At 62.2% G+C, this 20761-nt stretch carries 14 protein-coding genes; 6 read left to right on the forward strand and 8 right to left on the reverse strand.

Features of this window, described 5'->3' with window-relative positions; translation table 11 throughout:
• Positions 1–46 precede the first annotated feature (46 nt).
• Positions 47–2950, reverse strand: coding sequence for a protein translocase subunit SecD (gene secD / locus D5261_RS24730; protein WP_119319463.1), 2904 nt, complete (start codon positions 2948–2950; stop codon positions 47–49).
• Positions 2951–3012: 62 nt separating this feature from the next.
• Positions 3013–4302: a glycosyltransferase gene (locus D5261_RS24735; protein WP_119319462.1), complete on the reverse strand. Its 1290-nt coding sequence runs from the start codon at positions 4300–4302 to the stop codon at positions 3013–3015.
• Positions 4303–4372: 70 nt separating this feature from the next.
• On the opposite strand from D5261_RS24735, the gene D5261_RS24740 reads away from it, so the two are divergent.
• Both D5261_RS24740 and D5261_RS24745 read left to right on the forward strand, forming a co-directional pair.
• Positions 4373–5443: an acyl-CoA dehydrogenase family protein gene (locus D5261_RS24740; protein WP_165863911.1), complete on the forward strand. Its 1071-nt coding sequence runs from the start codon at positions 4373–4375 to the stop codon at positions 5441–5443.
• A 33-nt stretch (positions 5444–5476) separates the two neighbouring features.
• Entirely contained in the window at positions 5477–5941 is a 465-nt protein-coding gene (locus tag D5261_RS24745) for a hypothetical protein (RefSeq protein WP_119319461.1), read from the forward strand.
• Positions 5942–5947: 6 nt separating this feature from the next.
• Here the strand turns inward: D5261_RS24745 and D5261_RS24750 are convergent, their stop codons facing one another.
• From D5261_RS24750 to D5261_RS24760, 3 genes are all read right to left on the reverse strand, one after another.
• Positions 5948–6268, reverse strand: coding sequence for a tetratricopeptide repeat protein (locus D5261_RS24750; protein ID WP_119319460.1), 321 nt, complete (start codon positions 6266–6268; stop codon positions 5948–5950).
• A gap of 173 nt (positions 6269–6441) precedes the next feature.
• Positions 6442–8046, reverse strand: coding sequence for a mechanosensitive ion channel family protein (locus D5261_RS24755; RefSeq protein WP_119319459.1), 1605 nt, complete (start codon positions 8044–8046; stop codon positions 6442–6444).
• Positions 8047–8064: 18 nt separating this feature from the next.
• A complete protein-coding gene (locus D5261_RS24760) occupies positions 8065–9075 on the reverse strand; it encodes a helix-turn-helix domain-containing protein (RefSeq protein ID WP_119319458.1) in 1011 nt (336 codons plus the stop codon).
• Positions 9076–9167: 92 nt separating this feature from the next.
• On the opposite strand from D5261_RS24760, the gene D5261_RS24765 reads away from it, so the two are divergent.
• From D5261_RS24765 to D5261_RS24780, 4 genes are all read left to right on the forward strand, one after another.
• Complete coding sequence (locus D5261_RS24765; protein WP_119319457.1) at positions 9168–13499, forward strand: beta-sandwich domain-containing protein; 4332 nt, start codon at positions 9168–9170, stop codon at positions 13497–13499.
• A 3-nt stretch (positions 13500–13502) separates the two neighbouring features.
• Complete coding sequence (locus D5261_RS24770; RefSeq protein WP_218025480.1) at positions 13503–15065, forward strand: HupE/UreJ family protein; 1563 nt, start codon at positions 13503–13505, stop codon at positions 15063–15065.
• Between the two features lie 116 nt (positions 15066–15181).
• On the forward strand, positions 15182–15898 hold the full coding sequence (locus tag D5261_RS24775) for a phosphoadenylyl-sulfate reductase (RefSeq protein WP_119319456.1): 717 nt from the start codon (positions 15182–15184) through the stop codon (positions 15896–15898).
• A gap of 18 nt (positions 15899–15916) precedes the next feature.
• A complete protein-coding gene (locus tag D5261_RS24780) occupies positions 15917–16438 on the forward strand; it encodes an inorganic diphosphatase (protein ID WP_218025479.1) in 522 nt (173 codons plus the stop codon).
• Positions 16439–16536: 98 nt separating this feature from the next.
• Here the strand turns inward: D5261_RS24780 and D5261_RS24785 are convergent, their stop codons facing one another.
• The 3 genes from D5261_RS24785 to D5261_RS24795 all read right to left on the reverse strand — a co-directional run bounded on the left by D5261_RS24785 (position 16537) and on the right by D5261_RS24795 (position 20679).
• Positions 16537–17991 (reverse strand): MFS transporter, encoded by a 1455-nt coding sequence (locus D5261_RS24785; protein ID WP_119319455.1) that lies wholly within the window; start codon positions 17989–17991, stop codon positions 16537–16539.
• A gap of 90 nt (positions 17992–18081) precedes the next feature.
• Positions 18082–19170 (reverse strand): L-rhamnose/proton symporter RhaT, encoded by a 1089-nt coding sequence (gene rhaT, locus D5261_RS24790; protein WP_119319454.1) that lies wholly within the window; start codon positions 19168–19170, stop codon positions 18082–18084.
• 96 nt (positions 19171–19266) lie between these two features.
• On the reverse strand, positions 19267–20679 hold the full coding sequence (locus D5261_RS24795) for an L-fucose/L-arabinose isomerase family protein (RefSeq protein WP_119319453.1): 1413 nt from the start codon (positions 20677–20679) through the stop codon (positions 19267–19269).
• Positions 20680–20761: the final 82 nt, after the last annotated feature.

The following is a 20761-nucleotide window of genomic DNA, read 5'->3' on the forward strand; positions in this document are numbered from 1 at the left end:
AACCGGCTTAAAAATAAGGGGCGAGGTTGCCCTCGCCCCTGGTCGTTTAGAAACGCCGTATCGGACGCTTCTTCTTCGGCCTGAGTCGGGAGTCCTCTTCTTCCGCAGTGTCCGCCGGCTTCGCGATGCTCGCGGCCGGGCGGGTCGGCGTGCTGGAAAGCGTCGCGCCGTTCGCGGCGGCAAGCGTCGGGATCGTGGCGTTGTTGACGCCGCTGCCCTTCTTCGCCAGCCAGTTCTCCCAGTCCACGAGAATGCTCGCGGCGTTGAAGATCGACGAGTACGTTCCGCTAAGAATGCCGATGAACAGCGCCACGTTCAGCAGAAGCGTCGATTCGCCGCCGAACAGGATCAGCGCGCCCAGCGTCATCAGAACCGTCAGCGACGTGCGCACCGAGCGGCGGAACGTCTGAAGGATCGAGTCATTGACCAGCGCCTCGAACTGCTCGCCGCGCTGACGCTTGCGCAGGTTCTCGCGGACACGGTCGAAGATAACGACCGTATCGTGGACCGAGAAACCGATCACTGTCAGCAGCGCCGTCACAAAGAGGCTGTCGATCTTCCAATTCAGGAAGTAGCCAAGCATCGCGAATACGCCGATCAGCAGGACAACGTCATGCAGCAGCGCCGCGATCGCCGAAACGCCCATGCGCAGACCGGCCGCGAAGCCGCCCGTCGCGAACGCAATGGCGAGATAAAGCACGATCAGCGCGGACGCCAGCGCCACCGCCTGGATCGCCCGGCTGGTGAGTTCGTTGGAGATCAGCGGCTTCACGCGGTCGAACGAGAGACGCGTTGTCTGCCGGATCGTGCTGAGCGCCTTGGTGAGCTTGACTTCGACAAGGTCTCGGTTCGTCGTCGGATCGACGTTTTTCGCCGCATCCGAGTTCGTCGTGATCTCCTCCGTCGTAATGATCGCCTGCTTGCCGCCTTCCGCCATCTGGACCAGCGGGTCTTCAACGCCCCCCGAATGCAAAGCATTGAGGACTTCCTGCTGCGTCGCCGGCTTATCGAACGCGACCTCAAGCTGCGAGCCGCCCTTGAACTCAATGCTCTTCTTCAGGCCCGACGGGTGAACCACCAGCCAGAAGAACAGGCCCGGGATGATGATCGCGGCGCTGATGCCGTAAAACAGCTTGCGGCGGCCAACGATATTATATCCAGGCTTCGTATCGACGGGAGCGTTCGGGTTGACGCCGAACAGCTTCGGGCTATTGCCGAAGCCGGCCTCCACGAGCGCATAGAGTAAGGTTCGAGTAACCGTAATCGCCGAGAACAGCGAGACGATGACGCCCAGAAGAAGCGTCAGCGCGAAGCCGCGCACGCTGGGCGTTCCCATCGACAGAAGAACGATCGATGTGATAATCGTACAGATATTCGAGTCGCGGATCGCGGGGAACGCGCGGCTGAAGCCGGCATCGATGGCGCCGCGCAGACCGCGTCCATTGCGAAGTTCTTCCTTCATGCGCTCGAAGATCAGAATATTCGCGTCAACCGCCATACCGATCGACAGGATAAAGCCCGCGATGCCCGGCAGGGTCAGCGTTACCGCCGGGATCCCCAGCCACTGCAGTCCGCCCCGGAAGATCGCCAGAGTAAAGAGCGAGTAGATGAGCAGCGCGATACAGGCGACAACACCCGGGAGGCGATACCATACCAGCATGAACAGGACGACGATCGCCAGACCGATCAAGCCGGCGTGAAGGCTCTTATTGACGGCGCCCTTGCCCAGGCTCGCTTCGATGGTCTGTGTCTGCACCTGCTCCAGCGGCACCGGCAGCGCGCCGGCGTTGAGCATATCGGCGAGCGCCTTCGCTTCGGTCAGATTCTTGAAGCCGCCGCTGATTTCCGCGCGGCCGTCCGGAATATACGCGTTGATGGTCGGAGCCGAGAGTACGCCGTCATCCAGTACGATTCCCATGTACTCGTCGGTATGATCGCGCGTGAAGTCAGCGAACGCCTGCGTACCCTTCGCGCTGAATTCCTGCGACACAGCTGGCTCGGTGCCCATGGCTCCGCTCAGATGCGCTTCGGATTTCGGCAAAATATCGGCGCCTTGAAGGATTGCGGGGCTACAGTCCGCGATAAACGTCTGCCACGCCGTCATTTCGCGATTCAGCATCGCGATGCGGCCTTGCTGATCCGGCGTCAGGTAAACTTGCAGGTCATGCTCGACGAGCGGAGGAGTCACTGTCGCTGGAACCGCGCCGGCTCGAGGAGCGCTTCCATCTCCCATGATCGAATTGAATTCGGAGCGAATTTGAGCTCCGTCCCGGAATGTGTGCGACAGATCGCGATTGAGCGCTTCGATGTACGATTGCTGGTCGGGCGTAAGATACGCCTTCTCTTCAATGCCGCCCAGGGGCGCGGGTATTGGCGTCAGTACCGCGTTAGGCCGCGCCGTGGAGCCTTGCGCTAGCACTTGTTTGTATTCGCCGCGAATCTGAGATTCGTCGCGGAACGTCGGCAGGTTACGCCGATCAGTAAACGTATATCCTTCACGTCCCGTCAGAGGGTCGCGCGTAGTGTTCATCGCCACGGGGCGGCTGGGATCGCGCTTACACGCGACTTCCTTGAAGTAATAGAACTGCATGGACGCCGTGGTGCCAAGCGTCTTCAAGACGGCGTCGGGATCCTTGACGTCAGGAATCTCGATGACGAACTGGTCGTTCCCCTTGGGCTGTACGGTCGCTTCCCCCACTCCGGAGGCGTTGATGCGATTCTCGAGAATATGACGGACCGTCGCCTGATCGTAAAGACCTTTGGGCGCCTTATCCGTCTCGGCGTGCAGAATCGTCCGGATACCGCCCCGGATATCCAAACCGTACTTGACCGGAAACGCCGCGACGCGCTTATGTAGCTTCGCGTCGTATGTCGTTCCCACCATGACCCAAATGGACGCCGCGATCAGCAACACGATGACCAGCGGCAGCCAGACCTTCTGCAGTTTCAAACTCTTCCTCCGCGAAGAAAACTCTTCCGAAATTCCTCGTAAAATGAACGTTCCATTATAACTTACGGGGTGACCGATGTCAAGGCGCGCGGCGGCTCCGCCGCGGCCTCCGTAATGTCGCCCAGCACGCTTTCCAGAATTTCCGCGCTCCGTTCGGCCCCCGGCTCCGCCCGCATGCGCTTCCCAAGCTCGCTCACGCGTTCATGGATATCCTTCGAATCCAGCAGTCGCTGGAGGCGGCGGCGCAGCAGCTGCGGCGACAGATTCGACGGCAGCAAACGCAGCCCCCACCCGTTGCGCTGCAAGTGCGCCGCGTTCTCAAATTGATCGAAACCGCGCGGCACCACAAGCCCCGGCACGCCGTAATAGCACGCCGCCTGAGTCGTCCCCACCCCGCCCTGATGCACGATCGCCTGTGCGTGCGGAAAGAGTTCGTGATACGGCGCATACCGAAGCGCGAAGACACGCGCGCTTAACTCCGAGGGAATGACGAAATCGGACGGCGCTCCGAGCAGAACGGCGCGGCAGTTCATCGCGCCGATCGATTCCAGCGCCGTCTCCCAGAAGCCGTTCGCGTGATTGATCACGGAGGACCCCAGGGTGAACACGACCAGCGGCGCATCGCCCTCCGGGATTTGCAGGGGCGGCGCATCGGCCGGCGCCGGGCCGTCCCAGCGCGCGTAAGCGCCCATTTGCAGAAAATCGGGCCAATCCGAAGGACGCGGGAAGAAGCTCTCGGACCACAAACATAGCGTTAGGAGCTGCGAATAACATCCGCCAAGCACCACGTTCTTGCGCGGCGGCGCCCCGAGGCGCTCGTACTGCGCGTTCGCCAGCTGATCGATCGGCGCCAGCATATCGTGCGCCGTCTTCCAGGCGAGCTTTCCCACCAGCGCCGGCGGATTGCGCCACGCGATGGAGGGGATCGGCCCAACCTCGGTAGGATAGCAGTTCGTCACGGGGGTCGCCGTCACCCAGGGAATCCCCGTCTTATACGCCACCGCCGGCGACGCCAATTGAATGGGGTGCGACACAAACACATCGGCGTCGGCGCACAGCTCCACAAGGCCCTCGGTGGCCGGGACAATCGCGGGAACCAGCATTTCCCGAAAAAGAACGTCGATCGGCTCCGTCAGCGACGCCTTGAGCATGCGGCGCATGAGGTCCGATTCCGGATCCATATCCGGTCCTGCGTCCACCGCGTCCAGGCCCAGCGCGCGGATCTTCGCGGCGTTCGCGGGATTGACGGCGAATCGGGGCTCGTGCCCGCGCTCGCGCAGAGCGAACGCGAGGGCGATAAACGGATTGAAGTCGCCGGACGAACCGAGCGTATGCAGCAAAATTCTGGCCATGGCGAAATTATACCCGGCTCCTCGGCGTAAGGATAATGGGTATACTTCCCCTACGATGGAAGAAGCCTTATTGACACGAGCCCGGGAACTGGCCGACGGCGTGTTTCGCCCCCGCGCGCAGGACGCCGACCAGGGCGATATTCACGGTCAGGTCGGCGAAAATATCCGTTTGCTCGCCGAAGCCGGTTACTTCGGTCTCGGGATCTCGGCGGAGCACGGCGGCCTTGGCGCCGACGAAGAAACGCGCCGGGAATACGCCGAGCTGATGGCCAGCGCCTGCGGCGTCACGGCGTTCGTCCAGCAGCAGCTCCATGCCGGCGGATTTGTCGGCGGCGCGCCTGACGAAGCGTTCCGGCGCGAAATGCTCCCACAGTTCGCCTCCGGCAAAAAATTCTGCGGGGTCGCCTTCGCCCACCTGCGCCGCCCCGGTCCGCCCACCGTCACCGCCGAGCGCGTTTCCGGCGGTTTTCTCGTCAACGGCGTCGCCCCCTGGGTTACCGGCTGGTCTCTGCTGGATGGCTTTTCCCTCGGCGCCGTCATGGCCGACGAGCACCTCTTTGTGTACGTCCCCAAAGAAGGCAATGAAAAGGCGCTCACACCCGGCCCGCGCATTCCGCTCGCCGTGATGAACGCCTCGGACACGGTGCAGGTCACGATGACCGACCTGTTTGTCCCCGAACGCGCCCTGCTCAGCGTGCGTCCCACCGACGCGCTTCGCCAGAGCGACCACTGCGGCATCACCGGTCATGTTTATCTTCCGCTCGGCTGCGCGCGCGGCTCGATCGATTACCTGCGCGCCCTCGCTGAAAAGCGTGCGAACGCGCGTCTTATCGAAGTCGCCGACGCCTTTGCTGAAGAAGTTGACCGCTGCCGCGCCGAAGCCCTCGCCTGGACCGGCGCCTGCGCCAACCTCCCCGAATACAAAGAGCGCGCTCTGCACGCTCGCGCCAGCGCCATCGTCCTCGCCGTCCGCGCCGCCCACGCCGCCGTCACCGCCACCGGCGGCAGCGCCCATCTGCTCACCCAGCCGCCCCAGCGGCTGCTCCGCGAAGCGATTTTCTACACCACGACGGCGCAAACTCAAGACGTGCAGGCCGAGACGCTGGATTTACTGGTGTCGCCGGACTGCTGGCGAGCGTAACGTTATCATGTCAACGCCAGGAGGCATTTACCAATGGCAATCAAGGAATACGTTGCGTTCTTCGCCTTCATGATTAGTATGTGCCTATGGACTGCCGCCAACGATACGATCAACACTCAATATTTCGCGGCCAATCACGGATTGAGCGCCGGCACTTGGTGGTTCGGAACTTTACTCATTACGATTGTCTTTTTCATCGGTCTAGCTCATATGGGACGGGCCGCGCGGCAGCAAGAAGCTTCGGGACAACTTCCATACCCTGCACCTAAAAATCCACGCAACTGGATCCTATTTTTCAGCAGCCTATTTTGGGGATTGTCCGCTGTGGAGCGGATACAAACGTGTTTGACGCGACTGAACGCGCCGCAGCTCCCCTCGGATATTAAGTTCTGGTTCGCGGTTTTGACGATTGTGAACGTTGGGGCGTGGCTCCTCTGGGTGATTCATACCTACGGCATGTGGCGCTCGCAGCGAACTCAATCGATCACACAGATCTAATAGCTTTCACGATTCCAGTGGACGATCCGTCAGCGTCAGCACCTTGCGCCATTCATCGCGCGCCTCGTCACTCAGCCCCAACGCCTGCAATGCGAGTCCGCTTAAGTAATGGCTGAGCGGGTTCGCCGGTTCGTCGGCGGCGGCTTCGAAGAATTCCCAGAGGGCTTCGGTAGTGCAGCCGTGCGTGTAGAGCGATAAGCCGTTTTGTAAATGCTCGCGCGCATTGGCGTTTTTCTGGGTGGTATCGCCGGCGCCATTGTCCGTCCAGCGATGTATGGCGACGGATGACGCCTGACGCAGAAGATGTAATGTGGATTCGTTGTCCATTGCAGGCCTCCGATGTTTGCCAGAAACAACCGCTCAGAGCTGAGCGCTGGAAAAGTCGAGGAGCAAGACGGCCAGGCGGAAGAGTGCGGAAAACGGCGCGGGTGGCGGTGATGCATCCGAAATTCGTTCGAGGGCGCCGGCGGCGTCATTGACGGCGGCGCCCTCTCCCCTTGTCATACGGCGGCCGGATGGGAATTGTTACCGGATTGTCCCGGCAATTCTTCGGAATTTGAGGAATTTTCCGATACGGCCTGGCCTTCCGTCGGCGCGCTTTGCCGAGCATCGACCAGCGTCACGCGGGTATTCGTATACGGGGCGATGGTCGCGATCCCAGCGGCGTCAAAGGCTTCCTTGAGACGCAGGCGAAGCTCGCGCGTGACCGGGCTTTGATCGCCGGGCAGCGTGCGAACGAGCATGCGAAGGGTGATGTCGCCGGCGTTGATGGCGTCGACGCCCAGCATGGTCGGCGGGGCGAGAATACGCTCCGGCCACTCCTCCAGCAGCGCATTGCCCGTGGATTCCATGATCTTGAGGGCTTCGCGCAGATCGGTGTCCGGCTGTACGTTGATCTGGACATCGGCCTGCGCCCAGCGCAGAGTCTGGTTCGCCACGGCGTCGATGATCCGGTTGGGAAAGGTCACCAGGCGCCCTTTGACGTCCCGAATTTGCGTCACGCGCAGGTTCAGCACTTCGACCGTCCCCGAGAACTCCTTGATATCCACAACGTCCCCTACCCCAAATCGGTCGTCAATCAAGATGTTGACGCCCGCCACGAGATCCTTCGTCGTGTCCTGAGTGGCGAGACCGATGGCGACGCCGATCAATCCGGCGGACGCCAGCAGGGCCGCCAGGTTCACGCCGATCCATGACAGCGCCACCACGGCGGCGATGGCCCAGATCACCGAAACGCCGGTGACGACCGCGACGCTGCCCAGAGTCGCCCGGCGCCGAAATGTCCGCTCGGTGCGCTCGCCCGGCGACAGCGTTTCCGGAAGCGGCGGGAAGATATGGCGCAGGAACAGCCGCAGCAGACGCGAGAGGCCCGCCGCCGCCAGCGACACGATGATCAAAATACTGATCGGGCGCAGGACGCCGTGCCCCAGCAGGGAATGCAGCGGCTGAGTCAGCGGGAAAAGATCGGTAATGACAAACGCGGCGAACAGCCACACCAGCGACTGCATGGCCCAGCCCGGACGATCCAGGAATCGGCGCGCGAGACGCCAGATCAGCAGGTTCACGAGGATCGCCATGCCGACGATCTGCGCCGTCTCGATCAGCGCCTCGCGCAGGTAATGGGGCTGGCGCTCGCGCTGCGCCTGATCCAGACGGCGCTCGAGCATCGCGGCCCACTCGGAAGCGACCTGATCGACCGTCTCGCCCTTCGCGGCGGCGTCGGCGGCGGACACGGTCACCAGGGGCTTCCCCGCCACCTGAATCGCCACCTCGTCGTTCGGCGCGGCCTGCATGGTGACGGCCGGCGGGGCGGCGTCCGTGGGCGTTTCGCGCAGCGCGGAGTCGAGACGCAGGCCGACGAGATCGGCGCGGTCCTGCGCCTTCTGCGCGTCGTCGCCCGTCACCTGGAACAGCGTGCGCCCGGCCAGCGCGACGACCGGCTTTTGCGGCTTCGCGTTCGAAGGCAGCGCCGGCGGACCAAGCGTGACGGCGCTGGGAAGACCGGGAATCTTGAATCCGGGAATTTGCGCGGCCGATGGCGCTACGCCGGCGAAGGCCCACGCAAGCCCGAGAAGGACAATGACGAAGTATCGGATGAGGCGCATGGCCGTTCCTTTCACGGCCTACAGCAGTCCGAAGCGTCCGAGACGCACCACGCTGCCCTGACGCCGAAATTGATTGGGAGTAGTCTGCATCACCTGCCGGAAGACACGGATAAAGTTCGTGTAGTCGGAATATCCGATCTTCGCCGAGATCTCCTTGACCGTCATCGTCGTATCCTTGAGAAGTATGCACGAATCGTGGATCTTCTGCTCCAGAATGACCTGATGCGGCGAGCGGTCGAGACGCGCCCGGAAGACCCGCGACAGCCGCTCCCGAGAGACGCCGACGCGGCGGGCCAGCTCCTCGACATTCAGCTCCGATCCGTCCGTTTCGCCGATGATCTGCATGGCGCGTTTGACCAGGTCCATTGCGGCGTCGTTTTTCTCCTGCGCGCGTCCCGAGGCGGCGAGGGCCAGCAGAAGCTCGATCGTCAGCTCGGAAGCGTCTACCGGATGGGGATGCATAATGGCGTACGGCGGTCCGGCCAGGGCCATCAAGCGGCGCAGGATCGCCGTATCCGGCGCCAAGGTAAAGATCGGGCCGTAATGCTGCACAAGGCCGTTCATCATGGACATCGCCGCTTCGCCCGCGAACTCACAGACGAAGTAGCTCCAGGTCTCGTCGGACTCTGGCGGATAGTAATAGGACATGTTCAGATCGCTGATCTGAACGAGAAACCCCTGCCCGGCGGTGGTGCGGTACTCCGTGTCTTTGTATCGGAAGCCGCCGACGCCGCCGAGCGTGTAGCAAAAGTAGGCGAAGTTTTCCCGGAACCGAAACCGCCCATCGCAGCGATACCGGGCGTCCCGGCACGACTGCACGCCGATGCTGATCGGGCGCGGCAGCAGCGGGATCACAGGGAGTGGTTCGAAGAAGAGACGCCAGCGCCATTCGAATGTCTTCACATGCGTGGCGAAAAAATCGTTGGACTCCTCCAGTGTCGCATACTGGACCGGAGGCGACGCCGCGCGCGCCTCCTCCGTCTCCGCCATATTGGGCGAACGCGAGAGGTCGAGATCACAAATTGACATTAAACGTCACATTTCTCTGTCTTGATATTTTCTACAGGATGACGTATTCTAGGGATTAACGTCAAGCCCCCGCAAGGTTCACAAATATCACTATGGTTGTCAAGAACACACGCCTCGCCATTCCGCTGGCTCTCCTGCTGGCTTCGGTCGCGAGTTCCGCCCATTCCCAGCAAGCGGCCAAGGCGCCCCATCCCAAGGTTGATGTCTCGAAAACGGACACGCTTTACCTCGTGGGATACGCGCACCTGGACACCCAGTGGCGCTGGTCTTACCCACAGGTGATCCGCGACTTCCTTCCGGACACCCTGCACAATAACTTCCATCTGTTCGACCTGTACCCCGACTACGTGTTCAACTTCAGCGGCTCCCGACGCTACGAGATGATGAAGGAATATTATCCCGCCGATTACGCCAAGCTGAAGACGTATGTCAAATCCGGACAATGGTTCCCCTGCGGCTCATCCGTGGACGAAGGCGACGCCAACGTTCCCTCCGAAGAATCGCTGGTGCGGCACACGCTCTATGGCAACCATTACTTCCAGCGCGAGTTCGGCGTCACCAGCCATGAGTTCATGCTGCCGGACTGCTTCGGCTTCCCATTTGCCCTGCCGACCATCCTGAACCACTGCGGCGTGCAAGGCTTCTCCACGCAAAAGCTGACCTGGGGATCCGCCGTCGGCATTCCGTTCAAAGTCGGAACGTGGGAAGGGCCGGACGGGTCCAGCGTCATCGCGGCGTTCGATCCCGGCAGCTACAATGCCGGCTTCAAGGAAGACCTCAGCCAGAATACGAGCTGGCTTGCGCGCATCCAGAATACGCGCAAGCTCTCCGGCGCCGGCGTCGATTACCACTACTACGGCGTGGGAGACCGGGGCGGATCGCCCGACGAAACGTCGGTCAAGTGGATGGAAAAGAGCATCGTCGGGACCGGCCCGGTGCATGTCGTCTCGTCCAACGCCGAGGAGATGTTTCGCGCGCTCACTCCCGATCAGACTTCCAAGCTTCCCCGCTACAAGGGCGAGCTGCTGCTGACCCAGCACTCCGCCGGCTCGATCACCTCCGAAGCCTATATGAAGCGCTGGAACCGCAAGAACGAACTGCTCGCCGACGCCGCCGAGCGCGCCTCCGTCGCGGCGATGTGGCTGGGCGGCGCGGATTACCCGTCCGATCGCCTGTATCAGGCGTGGGACCTGGTCCTCGGCTCCCAGATGCACGACATGCTTCCCGGCACCAGCCTTCCCAAAGCTTACGAATTCTGTTGGAACGATGAGCTGCTGGCCCTCAACCAGTTCGCCGCCGTCACACAAAACGCCGTCGGCTCGGTTTCGTCCGCGCTGGATACGCGCGTTTCGGGCGCCGCCCTGGTGGTTTACAACCCGCTCTCGATCTCCCGCGAAGATGTCGTCGAAGCGTCGGTGAAGACGCCCGCGAGCGCGCTCCAGGTTTACGGTCCCGACGGTAAGCCCGTGCCGACTCAGGTCGTGGGGCGCGACGGATCCTCGCTCAAGATCTTATTCCTCGCCAAAGCGCCTTCCACGGGGTATGTCGTCTACGACGCGCGCCCGACCTCGGCGCTTGCGCCTGGAACGGGCTCGCTGAAGATCGACAGCCGGACGATTGAGAACGCGCAGTATAAAGTCACGCTGAACGACGCCGGCGATATCGCCTCGATCTACGACAAAAAGAATGGACGCGAAGCGCTGAAATCTCCCGCGCGTCTCGCCTTCCAATATCATAACCCCAGCGCCTTCCCGGCGTGGAACATGGACTGGGACGACGCCAAGCTGCCCCCGCGCGCCTTTGTGGACGGCGCCGCGACCATCAAAGTCGTGGAGGCCGGCCCGGTCCGCGTGGCGCTCGAAGTGACACGCGAAAAAGATGGGTCCAAGTTCGTCCAGCGAATCCGCCTGTCGAGCGGACCTGCGGGCGACCGGATCGAAGTCGCCAACAAGATCGATTGGCGGACGCACGAGAGCGCCCTCAAAGCCTCCTTTACGCTGCCCGACGGCAACCCGGAAGCGACATATGATCTGCAGGTCGGCGCGATCGAGCGCGGCAACAACGACCCCAAGAAGTATGAAGTCCCGCAGCATCAATGGTTCGATCTGACCGGCGCGGACGGCAAATATGGCGTCGCCGTCCTGAACGACAGCAAGTTCGGCTCCGACAAGCCCGACGACAACACCGTGCGGCTGACCCTGCTCTACTCGCCCGGCGTGCGCAGCGGCTACCAGGACCAGGCGACCCAGGACTTCGGCAAGCACGATATCCTCTACGCCATCGCGCCGCACGCCGGCGACTGGCGCAGCGGCGATGTGCCCTGGCGCGCCAAGCGGCTGAACCAGCCGCTACTGGCCTTCCAGAGTGAGCCGCATCCCGGCGCGCTCGGCAAGACCTTCTCCCTGGCCGCCTTGAACACCCCGCAGGTCCAGATCGTCGCGATCAAAAAGGCGGAAGATTCCAATGAGATCGTCGTCCGCCTGCGTGAACTCGAAGGCAAGGACGCGCAAAACGTTCAGCTGCGCTTCGCCGGGCGCATTCTCTCCGCCCGCGAGGTGACTGGGCAGGAAGCGCCGATGCGCGGCGCCGTTAATCTCAAGAACGGCGTGCTCACGACCAGCGTCAAGGGCTATGGCCTGCGCGCATTCGCCGTGACCCTGGCGCCTTCGAAACCCGCGATGGCCTTGCTGATCTCATCGGTCGCCCGCGATTTCTTCTTTCCGCTGCCGCTGCGCTACGATCTGGACGCCGTCAGCGGCAATACCGGCGCGGCCGACGGCGCGTTCGACAGCGAAGGCCGCTCCCTCCCCGGCGAGCAGCTTCCAAAGACCATCGTCAACGGCGGCGTTCCCTTCAAGCTGGGCCCGACCGGCGCCGGCGCGAAGAACGCCCTCATCGCGCACGGACAAACCCTCGCTATTCCCGCCGGCGCCGATCATGTGTATATCCTTGCGGCGGCGACACAGGACACGCCCACGAATTTCGTCATCGGCGGGCATTCCATCCCGACGACGGTCGAGAACTGGACGGGTTACGTCGGGCAGTGGGACAACCGCGCCTGGGCCGGCGATGTCCCCGAGCTGACCTACGACTGGCGCAACGCCTATGCGGGACTCACCCCGGGGTATGTCAAAACGAGCGAAGTCGCCTGGTTCAGCTCACATCGGCATAATGCGAAGGGAGCCAACGATCTTTATCAGTACAGCTACCTCTTCAAGTACGGCTTCGCCGTACCCAAGGGGGCAAAGACGCTGACGCTGCCAAACGATTCGCACGTCCGCATCTTCGCCGTGACAGCCGCGCACAATCCCGCCGACTCGGTGCGCCCCGCGCAGCCGCTCTACGACACGCTGGCCGATCACAAATCGACCGACGGCCCGGAGATTACGCCCAGCGCCGGCAGCTTCCATGACGCAACTCAGATCTCGCTGAACCCGCCGCTCTACTGGAACGCGAACACCCTGCGCTACACGCTGGACGGCTCGAAGCCTGGCCTGACCTCCCCTCTCTATGCGGGACCGATCACGCTGAACAAGCCGACGACCGTGACGGCGGCCGAAGTGCAGCCCGATGGCGCCGTCGGCGCCGTGAGCGTCGCGAAGCTGGACATTCAGGACACGACCCCGCCCACCATCGCCGCCGCCGAAGCCCTGCAAGGTCTTGGCAAAGCGAATGTCCGCTTCTCCGAGCCGGTCACAAAAGAGTCCGCGGAAGATGTCAGCCACTACAAGTTCGCCGGCAATGTTCAGGTGCAGTCGGCGGCGCTGAACGCCACCGCGACCGGCGTGGAGTTGACGCTGAACGCCCCGCTTCCGCTGGGCCAGACGACGGATCTCACCGTCAGCGGCGTGCGCGACGCCTCCCCCGCCGGCAACGCCCTGGCTCCGCAGACCCTGGCGATTGCGCCCGGCGGAATCGTCTTCACGAGCCCGGCGTTGACGGACCACACGCCGCAGATCTTCAAACCGGCGAACCTGCCGGTCCATGGGTCGGATCCCTGGACGATCAACTTGTTCTGCAAAGTGGACAAGCAGCCGGAGAACCGCACGATTATCGCGGGCTTTGGGAACGCGTCGGACGGCGCCAGCGGCACGGGCCGCTACATCGCCAAGTTCGCCAACGGCCTCCACTTCTGGAGCGCCAATCAGGACGTGGACACCGACGTCCCGCTGGACCTTGGCGCCTGGCAAATGATCACGGCGACTTACGACGGCGCCGCGCTGCATCTTTACAAGAACGGCGCGCCGATCGGCGAGAACGATCTGAAGCTCAGCGACGATGTCGCCGAAGTCCATGTCTATCCCAAGGACGCGTGGGACAAGCAGCGCGTGTTTGACGGCGATATCCGCGACTTCACGATCTGGAAGCGCGCTCTGTCCGCGGACTCGGTGCAGTCGCTCTGGCGCAGCGGAAAGGGCCAGTAGACCATGACGCCGATTCGCGCGCCGCGCCGGCGCAATGTTCTTCTGCTGGCGCTGGCGCTCATGGCGCTCTGGACCGGGCTGAGCGGCGCGCGGTGCTCGGCCCATCCCGCGAACTTCGCGTCCGCGACGGCGAAGATTGCGGCGGACCGCACGTTCACGGTGAATGTGCGGTTCGATCTGCTGGCGTTCACGCTGAACGATACGCCCTTTCGCATCGGCGACGCGCCAATGAACGCCCTCCTCGACGGCCCTCCGGAAGCGCTGCAATCGTCTCTGGCGGAAGCGGCGGGCCGGTTTCGCAATGATTTCCAAACCAATGGCGGCGTGGTGGACAGCGTGGCGTTTCCCACCCTCGCCGATATCCAGGCGTGGCGGGACTCGGGCGTCAAACCGCGTCTGCCTGTCTTACAGACGGTCACGGTCGCCGGACATTTGGCTCCCGGCGCCAAAACGATCGCCTTTCGCTTCCCCGAAGTGCTCGGCATGATCGTGCTGACAAGCGAAGTTCCCTATCAAGAACCCGTCTCCGAGCCTCTGGACGCGGGCGCGATGAGCACGGCGGTCTCCGTCACCCCCGGCGCCCCGCTGCCAATTATCAGCGCCCCGCCTGCGGCGCCCGCCTCGCCAGTGCAACCCATCGCACCCGGGCGCCCGCAGCCGCCGGAGCCTTCCTTCAAAGCGACCGATACTGTCGTCACAACACACGACGGCCCTAAAACGACGCCTTTGACGCAGCGCCGGCAAGTCGCGCCGTCTCATGCGGCGCTCCCAATCGCCGCTCCCGCTCCCAACAGTCCACAGATCAAACCGGCGCTCACCCCGCCGGCAAGCACGGCCGCCAACGCCGGCAAGACCAAGGCCCCTGAAGACACGACGAAGCGCATCGCGCAAAAAAACGCGGCGCCTCCCGCTTCGGCGCCGCCCAATCCTCTGTCCACCCCTCCCTCCATCGCTCCGCCAATGGCGGTCGAGACGCATGTCTTCGTCGTCACCACAGCTCCCAAACATCGCTGGTCGAAAGAGCTGCTCGGTTTCGTCAAGATGGGCTTCACGCACATTCTGCCGGAAGGGCTGGATCATATTCTGTTTGTGCTCGGGCTGTTTCTGCTCAGCACAAAGCTCAAGCCCTTGCTTTGGCAGATCACGGCGTTCACGGTCGCCCACTCGCTCACGCTCGGCCTTTCGCTCTATGGGATCGTCCGGCTGCCGTCGTCGATCATCGAGCCGGTCATCGCGGCGTCCATCGCCTTTGTCGCCATCGAGAATATCTGCACGACCGAGCTCAAGCCCTGGCGTCCGTTCGTCGTCTTCGCCTTCGGATTGGTGCACGGCATGGGTTTCGCGGGCGCGCTCAAGGACCTCGGCCTGCAAAAGCATGATTTTCTGACAGCCCTCGTCGGCTTCAATGTCGGCGTGGAGCTAGGACAGCTTTCCGTCGTGGCCCTCGCGTTTTTGTGCGTCGGCTGGTTCCGAAAACGCGCGAACTATCGCCGGATCATCGTCGTGCCCGCCTCCGCGATCATCGCCGCCATCGCCGTCTTCTGGACGATCCAGCGGACGATATAATCTTTCCCCATCTCAAATTTTCATGATGTGACGGTATAATCTCTGAAAGCCTAGCAAGCGACTAGTCAATCAGCGCGGTCAGGAACTTTGCCCGATCGCGCGTCGTTGGAAGAGATATGAAACCGACAGAAGAGCAACTGCCCGCGATCTCCGCGGAGATGGAGACAAAGACGCCTCAGGAGATTTTGCGCTGGGGATGGGAAACGTACGGGGATAAATTGACGATGGCGACGGCGTTCGGAGCCGAAGGCTGCGCCATCATCGCGATGCTTGCGGATATCACGAAGGATATCTACCTGTTCAATTTGAATACGGGGTATCAGTTTCCAGAAACGCTGGCGACGCGCGATCGCTTGATCGAGAAGTATGGAATCCCGATTCATCTGGTCGGCGCCGTCCAGAGCGTCGCCGACATGGAAGCCGAGCACGGCGGGCCGATCTACGGATCGAACCCGGACCTCTGCTGCCATAACCGCAAGGTCGTCCCGCTGTCGTCGGCGCTGCACGGATTCGAATCGTGGATCTCCGCCATCCGCCGCGATCAGACGCCGGAGCGCGCTCAGACGCCGATTGTCGGCTGGGACCGGAAGTTCCAGTTGGTGAAGATCAATCCGCTGGCGAACTGGTCCAAGACCGACCTCTGGAATTACATTCTGGACAATGATGTGCCGTACAACCCGATGCACGACCAGGGTTACCCCAGCATCGGCTGCTGGCCCTGCACGAAAGCCGTCGGCGCCGGCGAGGATGACCGGGCGGGCCGCTGGGCGGGAACGGCGAAGAAGGAATGCGGCTTACACGTGTTGAACAATGAGCCTGCTGCAGTACGTTAAGCCGGGAGAAAGCGCGCATTGTCTTATCTAACGATTCCGATCGGCGACCAGTCGCCCAAGATCGTCAACATGATCGTCGAGATCCCACAGGGCTCGTCGAACAAGTATGAATACGATCACGACCTGGATGTCTTCAAGCTCGACCGGACTCTTTACTCGCCTTTGTTCTATCCATTCGACTACGGCTGGATCTGTGACACGCTGGCCGAGGACGGCGACCCGCTCGACATTCTCGTGATCACGACCCAGCCGACCTTCCCTGGCTGCCTCATCGCCGCCCGCCCGCTCGGCGTGCTGATGATGCGCGACGAAAAAGGCCCGGACGAGAAGATCCTTTCCGTCGCCGCCGCCGACCCGCGCTTCTCGGACATCGAGAACCTTTCCGACCTGCCCTCACATATCCTCAAAGAGATCGTCCACTTCTTCGACATTTACAAAGAGCTCGAAGAAAAGCAGACGATCGTGCTGGGCTGGCAGGACGTCGAGACCGCCCACAGCGTCATCGAAAAATTCCGGCTTCAGCCGGGCGCGGAGCATTAGGGGGGAGGCCCTCATCCCCCTCCACCCGCAAGCGGGTACCCGGCTCTCCCAAAATTGGGAGAGGGTGGCCCGAAGGGCCGGGTGAGGGCCGCCTTCCATCACCCCTTCGCCACTCCAATATCCCGCAGCCCGCCCGGCCGGAACGCCACCCAAATTGTCGTGAGCAGCGACAAAACAGCGCAGACGAGGATCGCCGGCGGCGCGCCGATTTTGTTCGCCACCCATCCCGCGAAAAAGCTTCCGATCGGCATGGAGCCGATGAACACCAGCGTATAGATGCTCATCACACGACCGCGCAGATGGTCGGGCAGCGTCAATTGGACGAGCGTGTTGCTCGTCGCGAAGCAGACGACAAAGCCATAGGAGACCAGCGCCATCGTCGCGTAGGCCACCCACATCGAGCGTGTCAGTCCGAAGACCACCAGCAATCCCGTCGACGCTAGCGCTCCCCAAATCAGCATATTCTTCTGACGCGCCGGGCCGCCGAGGAACGCCACGGTGATCGCTCCCAGCAGCGCGCCCACGCCGCGAATGGTCTCCATATACCCGAACGCCTTGACCTGCTCGGCGGCGCCCGCGTGCGGCAGCAGCGTGTAGCGCACAAAAACAGGAATCAGAATGTTGAACGAAAGGGCGAACGTCGCGAGGGACCCGACAAGCAGCATCAAATTGCGGATCGTGTGGTTGGAGCGGACGTAGCCGAAGCCCTCGCGCATATTGGAAAGGATCTGGCCGACGGAGACCGCGCCCGCCTTTTTGGCTTGCGGCGGGAGACGCATCAGAAGCAAGGCCACGATCGCCGCCAATGTCAGGATCGCGTTGCCGACGAATGCGGCGCCGATACTCACATGCGCGGCGAGAAGAAGGCCGGCGACGGCGGGACCGACCGCCCGGGCGCCGTTAAAGACACTGGAGTTCAGGGCGACAGCGCTGGGCAAGTCCTCCTTGCCGACCATCTCCACGATAAACGATTGCCGGGTCGGCATATCGAACGCCGCCGCGATCCCGGACAGAGCGGCGAAGAAGAGCACATGCCAGATCTCCACGGTCCCGCGCAGACACAGCACGCCCAGCGCGAGCGCGGTAAAGATGAGAACGGTCTGTGTCGCCAGCAGCATGCGGCGCTTATCCACGCGGTCCGCCACCACGCCCGCGAAGAGCGTGAAGACCAGGATGGGAATGCCGCCGGCGAAGTTGACCCAGCCGGAATACAAGTTGGCGGCCGCCTCCGCCTGCGGGGTCGGCGCGGCGGCGTTCGGGCCGCCCACCGCCGCTCCGCCATGACGGAGCAGCGCATGGGCGACAGGATCCACGAGGAGCACGATCAGCCAGCCCTGGGCCAGGTTCTGCATCCAGGTGCCGATCAGTGAGATCAGCTGCCCAAACCAGAAATATCGAAAATTGCGATGCCGCAGCGCGCGGAACGCCCCGCCGTTTTTCGTCGCGGCGTCCAGAACCGGACTGGGAGCCGGAACGGATTCGTCCCCGAGAATTTCCGGATAGTCGCTCGCATCATTGTCGAGCTCGCCGATCTCCTGAGTCACTTTCGCCATCTTACAGATTGCTCATTTCCCTTACGCTACATTAGTTTCTATCCCCCATACTCCAGATCCTCTAAACGATGGATGATGTTTGCTCGGCGATCAGTGTGCTTTCAAGCCGTCCAGATAATTGCCGTATCCGATAATTATCGTGGAGCCGATGAGCAGCGCCAGGCCGAGGGCGATGAGTCCGTGCGTGCGCTTGCTGGTTCCCGTCCATTCCTTCAGTGCGATGCCCCACAGCATGCTGAAGATCATGATGCTCGCCATGTGCAAAGTCCAGTTGGAGAAGGCGAACGTTTTGCCCATCTTCGCCTGGCCCATCGTGTAGAAAAAGAACTGCAAATACCAGATGATCCCTGCCACCGCAGCGAAGAGATAGTTGCGCGCCAAAGGAATGGCCGCACCCGGGGAAGCCGACCGGCCCATATATTCGCCGGCGGACTTATTTCGGACGTTGAGGCCCAGACACCAGACGAAATTCGTGGTAAAGCCGCCGAGCAGAACGATAATCAGCACCGGCAGTCCCTGCCAGATGTCGGAACCGCCATGCGCCAGCAGGCTTGCCTTGGCCGCTTCGGCGATGGGAGCACCCGCGTCCAGTCCAAACGCGAAACAGGAACTCATGATTCCCGAGAATGTCGCGATGATCATCCCCTTGCCGAATTGAAACTCGGTGATCGCGGACTGCTTTTGCTCGCCGGTCAGCTCGCGCTCTTTGGACATGCCCGCCATGCCGCTCACGGCGATGCCCGCCACGCTCGCCAGCACGCCGATCAGCACGTACTTGCCGGAGGCGCTGCTCAAGGTCTGTCCAAGCATCCCATGGAACAGCGGCGGAATGATCGTGCCGAAGACGGCGGTATAGCCCAGCGCCACCGCCATTCCCAGCGCGATCCCCAAATATCGCATCGTCAGACCGAAGGTCAGCCCGCCCACGCCCCAGAGCGCGCCGAAGAAATACGCATAAAATAGGACGTGGCCGGGCGCCGCGCGCAGGATGTCCGTCGCGCCCGGAACCAGTAAGGACGCCATCAGGGACGGCATGATCAGCCAGCTAAAAACACCGCCGACCAGCCAGTAGGTTTCCCACGACCAGCGGCGGACTTGCTTGTAAGGAATATAGAAACTGGCGGCGGCCAGTCCGCCGATCCAATGCAGTAAAATGCCGAAAATAGAGGCGGGGGCCATGGAAGATTTCCCTCGATGATTCTCCCAGGGATTCGGCCTCGAATCCCTGGGGTTAAGCGCCGGCGCGCGGAACGCGTTCGCCCCGCATCGACCGTATTAGCCGATGCGGATGTGGTCGATCCCGAAGATCGCGGCCACCTTGTCCAGAACAGCGCCGAGATGTCCGACGCCGATGGCGCAATGGTGCGCCGGCCCGGCCTGACACCATCGGTTCACGAACTCGCGCGCGCCCAGCGAAAAGCGATAGCGGCTATTCGTGTTGCCGATTTGCAGGATCGGCCCCGGCGTCGACTCCCCCTCCGCGCTGAGCAATTTCAGCTTGCCCTGCCCATCCTGAACGACGGAGAGCAGCGTCACCGGACCGTTTCTCACCTGCATTTCGATACTGAGCCCTTTGCCGGGCTTGCCATGGTAAACCGACAGCGGGACGAGCTTGACCGGACCGTCGGCGATCGCGATATGCGCCGGCCCATCATGGCCGAGCAGAACAACATCATCGTCGAAATCCATCGCGTAAAACTCCGAGAAGGAGCCGCCGGCCCCCAGGAGATCCATGATCTTCATCGCCTGGACGTTTTTGATCTCATACTCTCCCGCCACGGGAACGCCGTGAGCGGTGAGCAGGGAGTTGCCGGCGATGACGGAGGTGACGATATTTTCGTATTCGTTGCCGTCCCAGCCTTCGTAGTAATAGGCCAGCGAGCCGAGACCGTGGCGCTCCACCAGCATATCCAGCGCCACCGAAGTTCGGGCGGCGCGCTCCATTTCATCGGCGGCGCACTGCGGCTGCACGTCGAATTCCGCGCAGAACTGCGTAAACTTGGCGTCGACTTGGAACGGCGTGACTTCGTCGCGCAGCGCCTTCAGCTCACACATCTCCAGAACCTCGAAGTGACAGCCGAACACGGCGGATTGCTGAGTCATATCGCTGTAGACGTCCAGCATCCCGCCATAGTAATGACCGAGCACTCCGACTCGATTTTGCCGCATCCGGGACGCCGTCTGGGCGGCGGCGACCCAGCCGTCGATCTCCGCCCAGGCGACGGCGTCGTCCAGTGTTCCCGTCACGAGATGAAAGGCGATTCCCGCCCGAAGAAAAACGCCGGCGATCTCGGGGGCGGAGCACGCCTGGCAGTAGGCAAGCCATTCACCGGTCATTTTGCCCCGATCGCCAAGAGCGTTGAACCGATTGTAATCGATGGCGGCGGCCGGCTGAAGATTGAGAACCACGACGGGGACGCCCGCTTTTTGCACGACCGGCAGCACCGTCGAGCTCAAGGCGTAGGTCGAAATGTAAAGAAAGATGATCTCCACATCCTCGCGACGGAACATATCCGCCGCCGCGCGGGCCTTCCGCGGCGAATCGACAAGACCCGCGTCCACCACCTGAACATCGTCACGCATGAGCCGCTCGTGGACTCGGCGCTGGCAGGCTTCCAGCTTGGGCCGCAGATCCGGGAACTGCGGCCAATAAGTCTCCAGCCCAATTCCAAACAATCCGATTTTCATTCCGAATCCCTTATATGTTTTTTACCGCCATCGCGATCTTAGCGATATTTGGCAAGGAGGATGTCACAATTATATGAGGGTT

The sequence above is a fragment of the Capsulimonas corticalis genome (assembly GCF_003574315.2).
GTDB lineage: Bacteria > Armatimonadota > Armatimonadia > Armatimonadales > Capsulimonadaceae > Capsulimonas > Capsulimonas corticalis.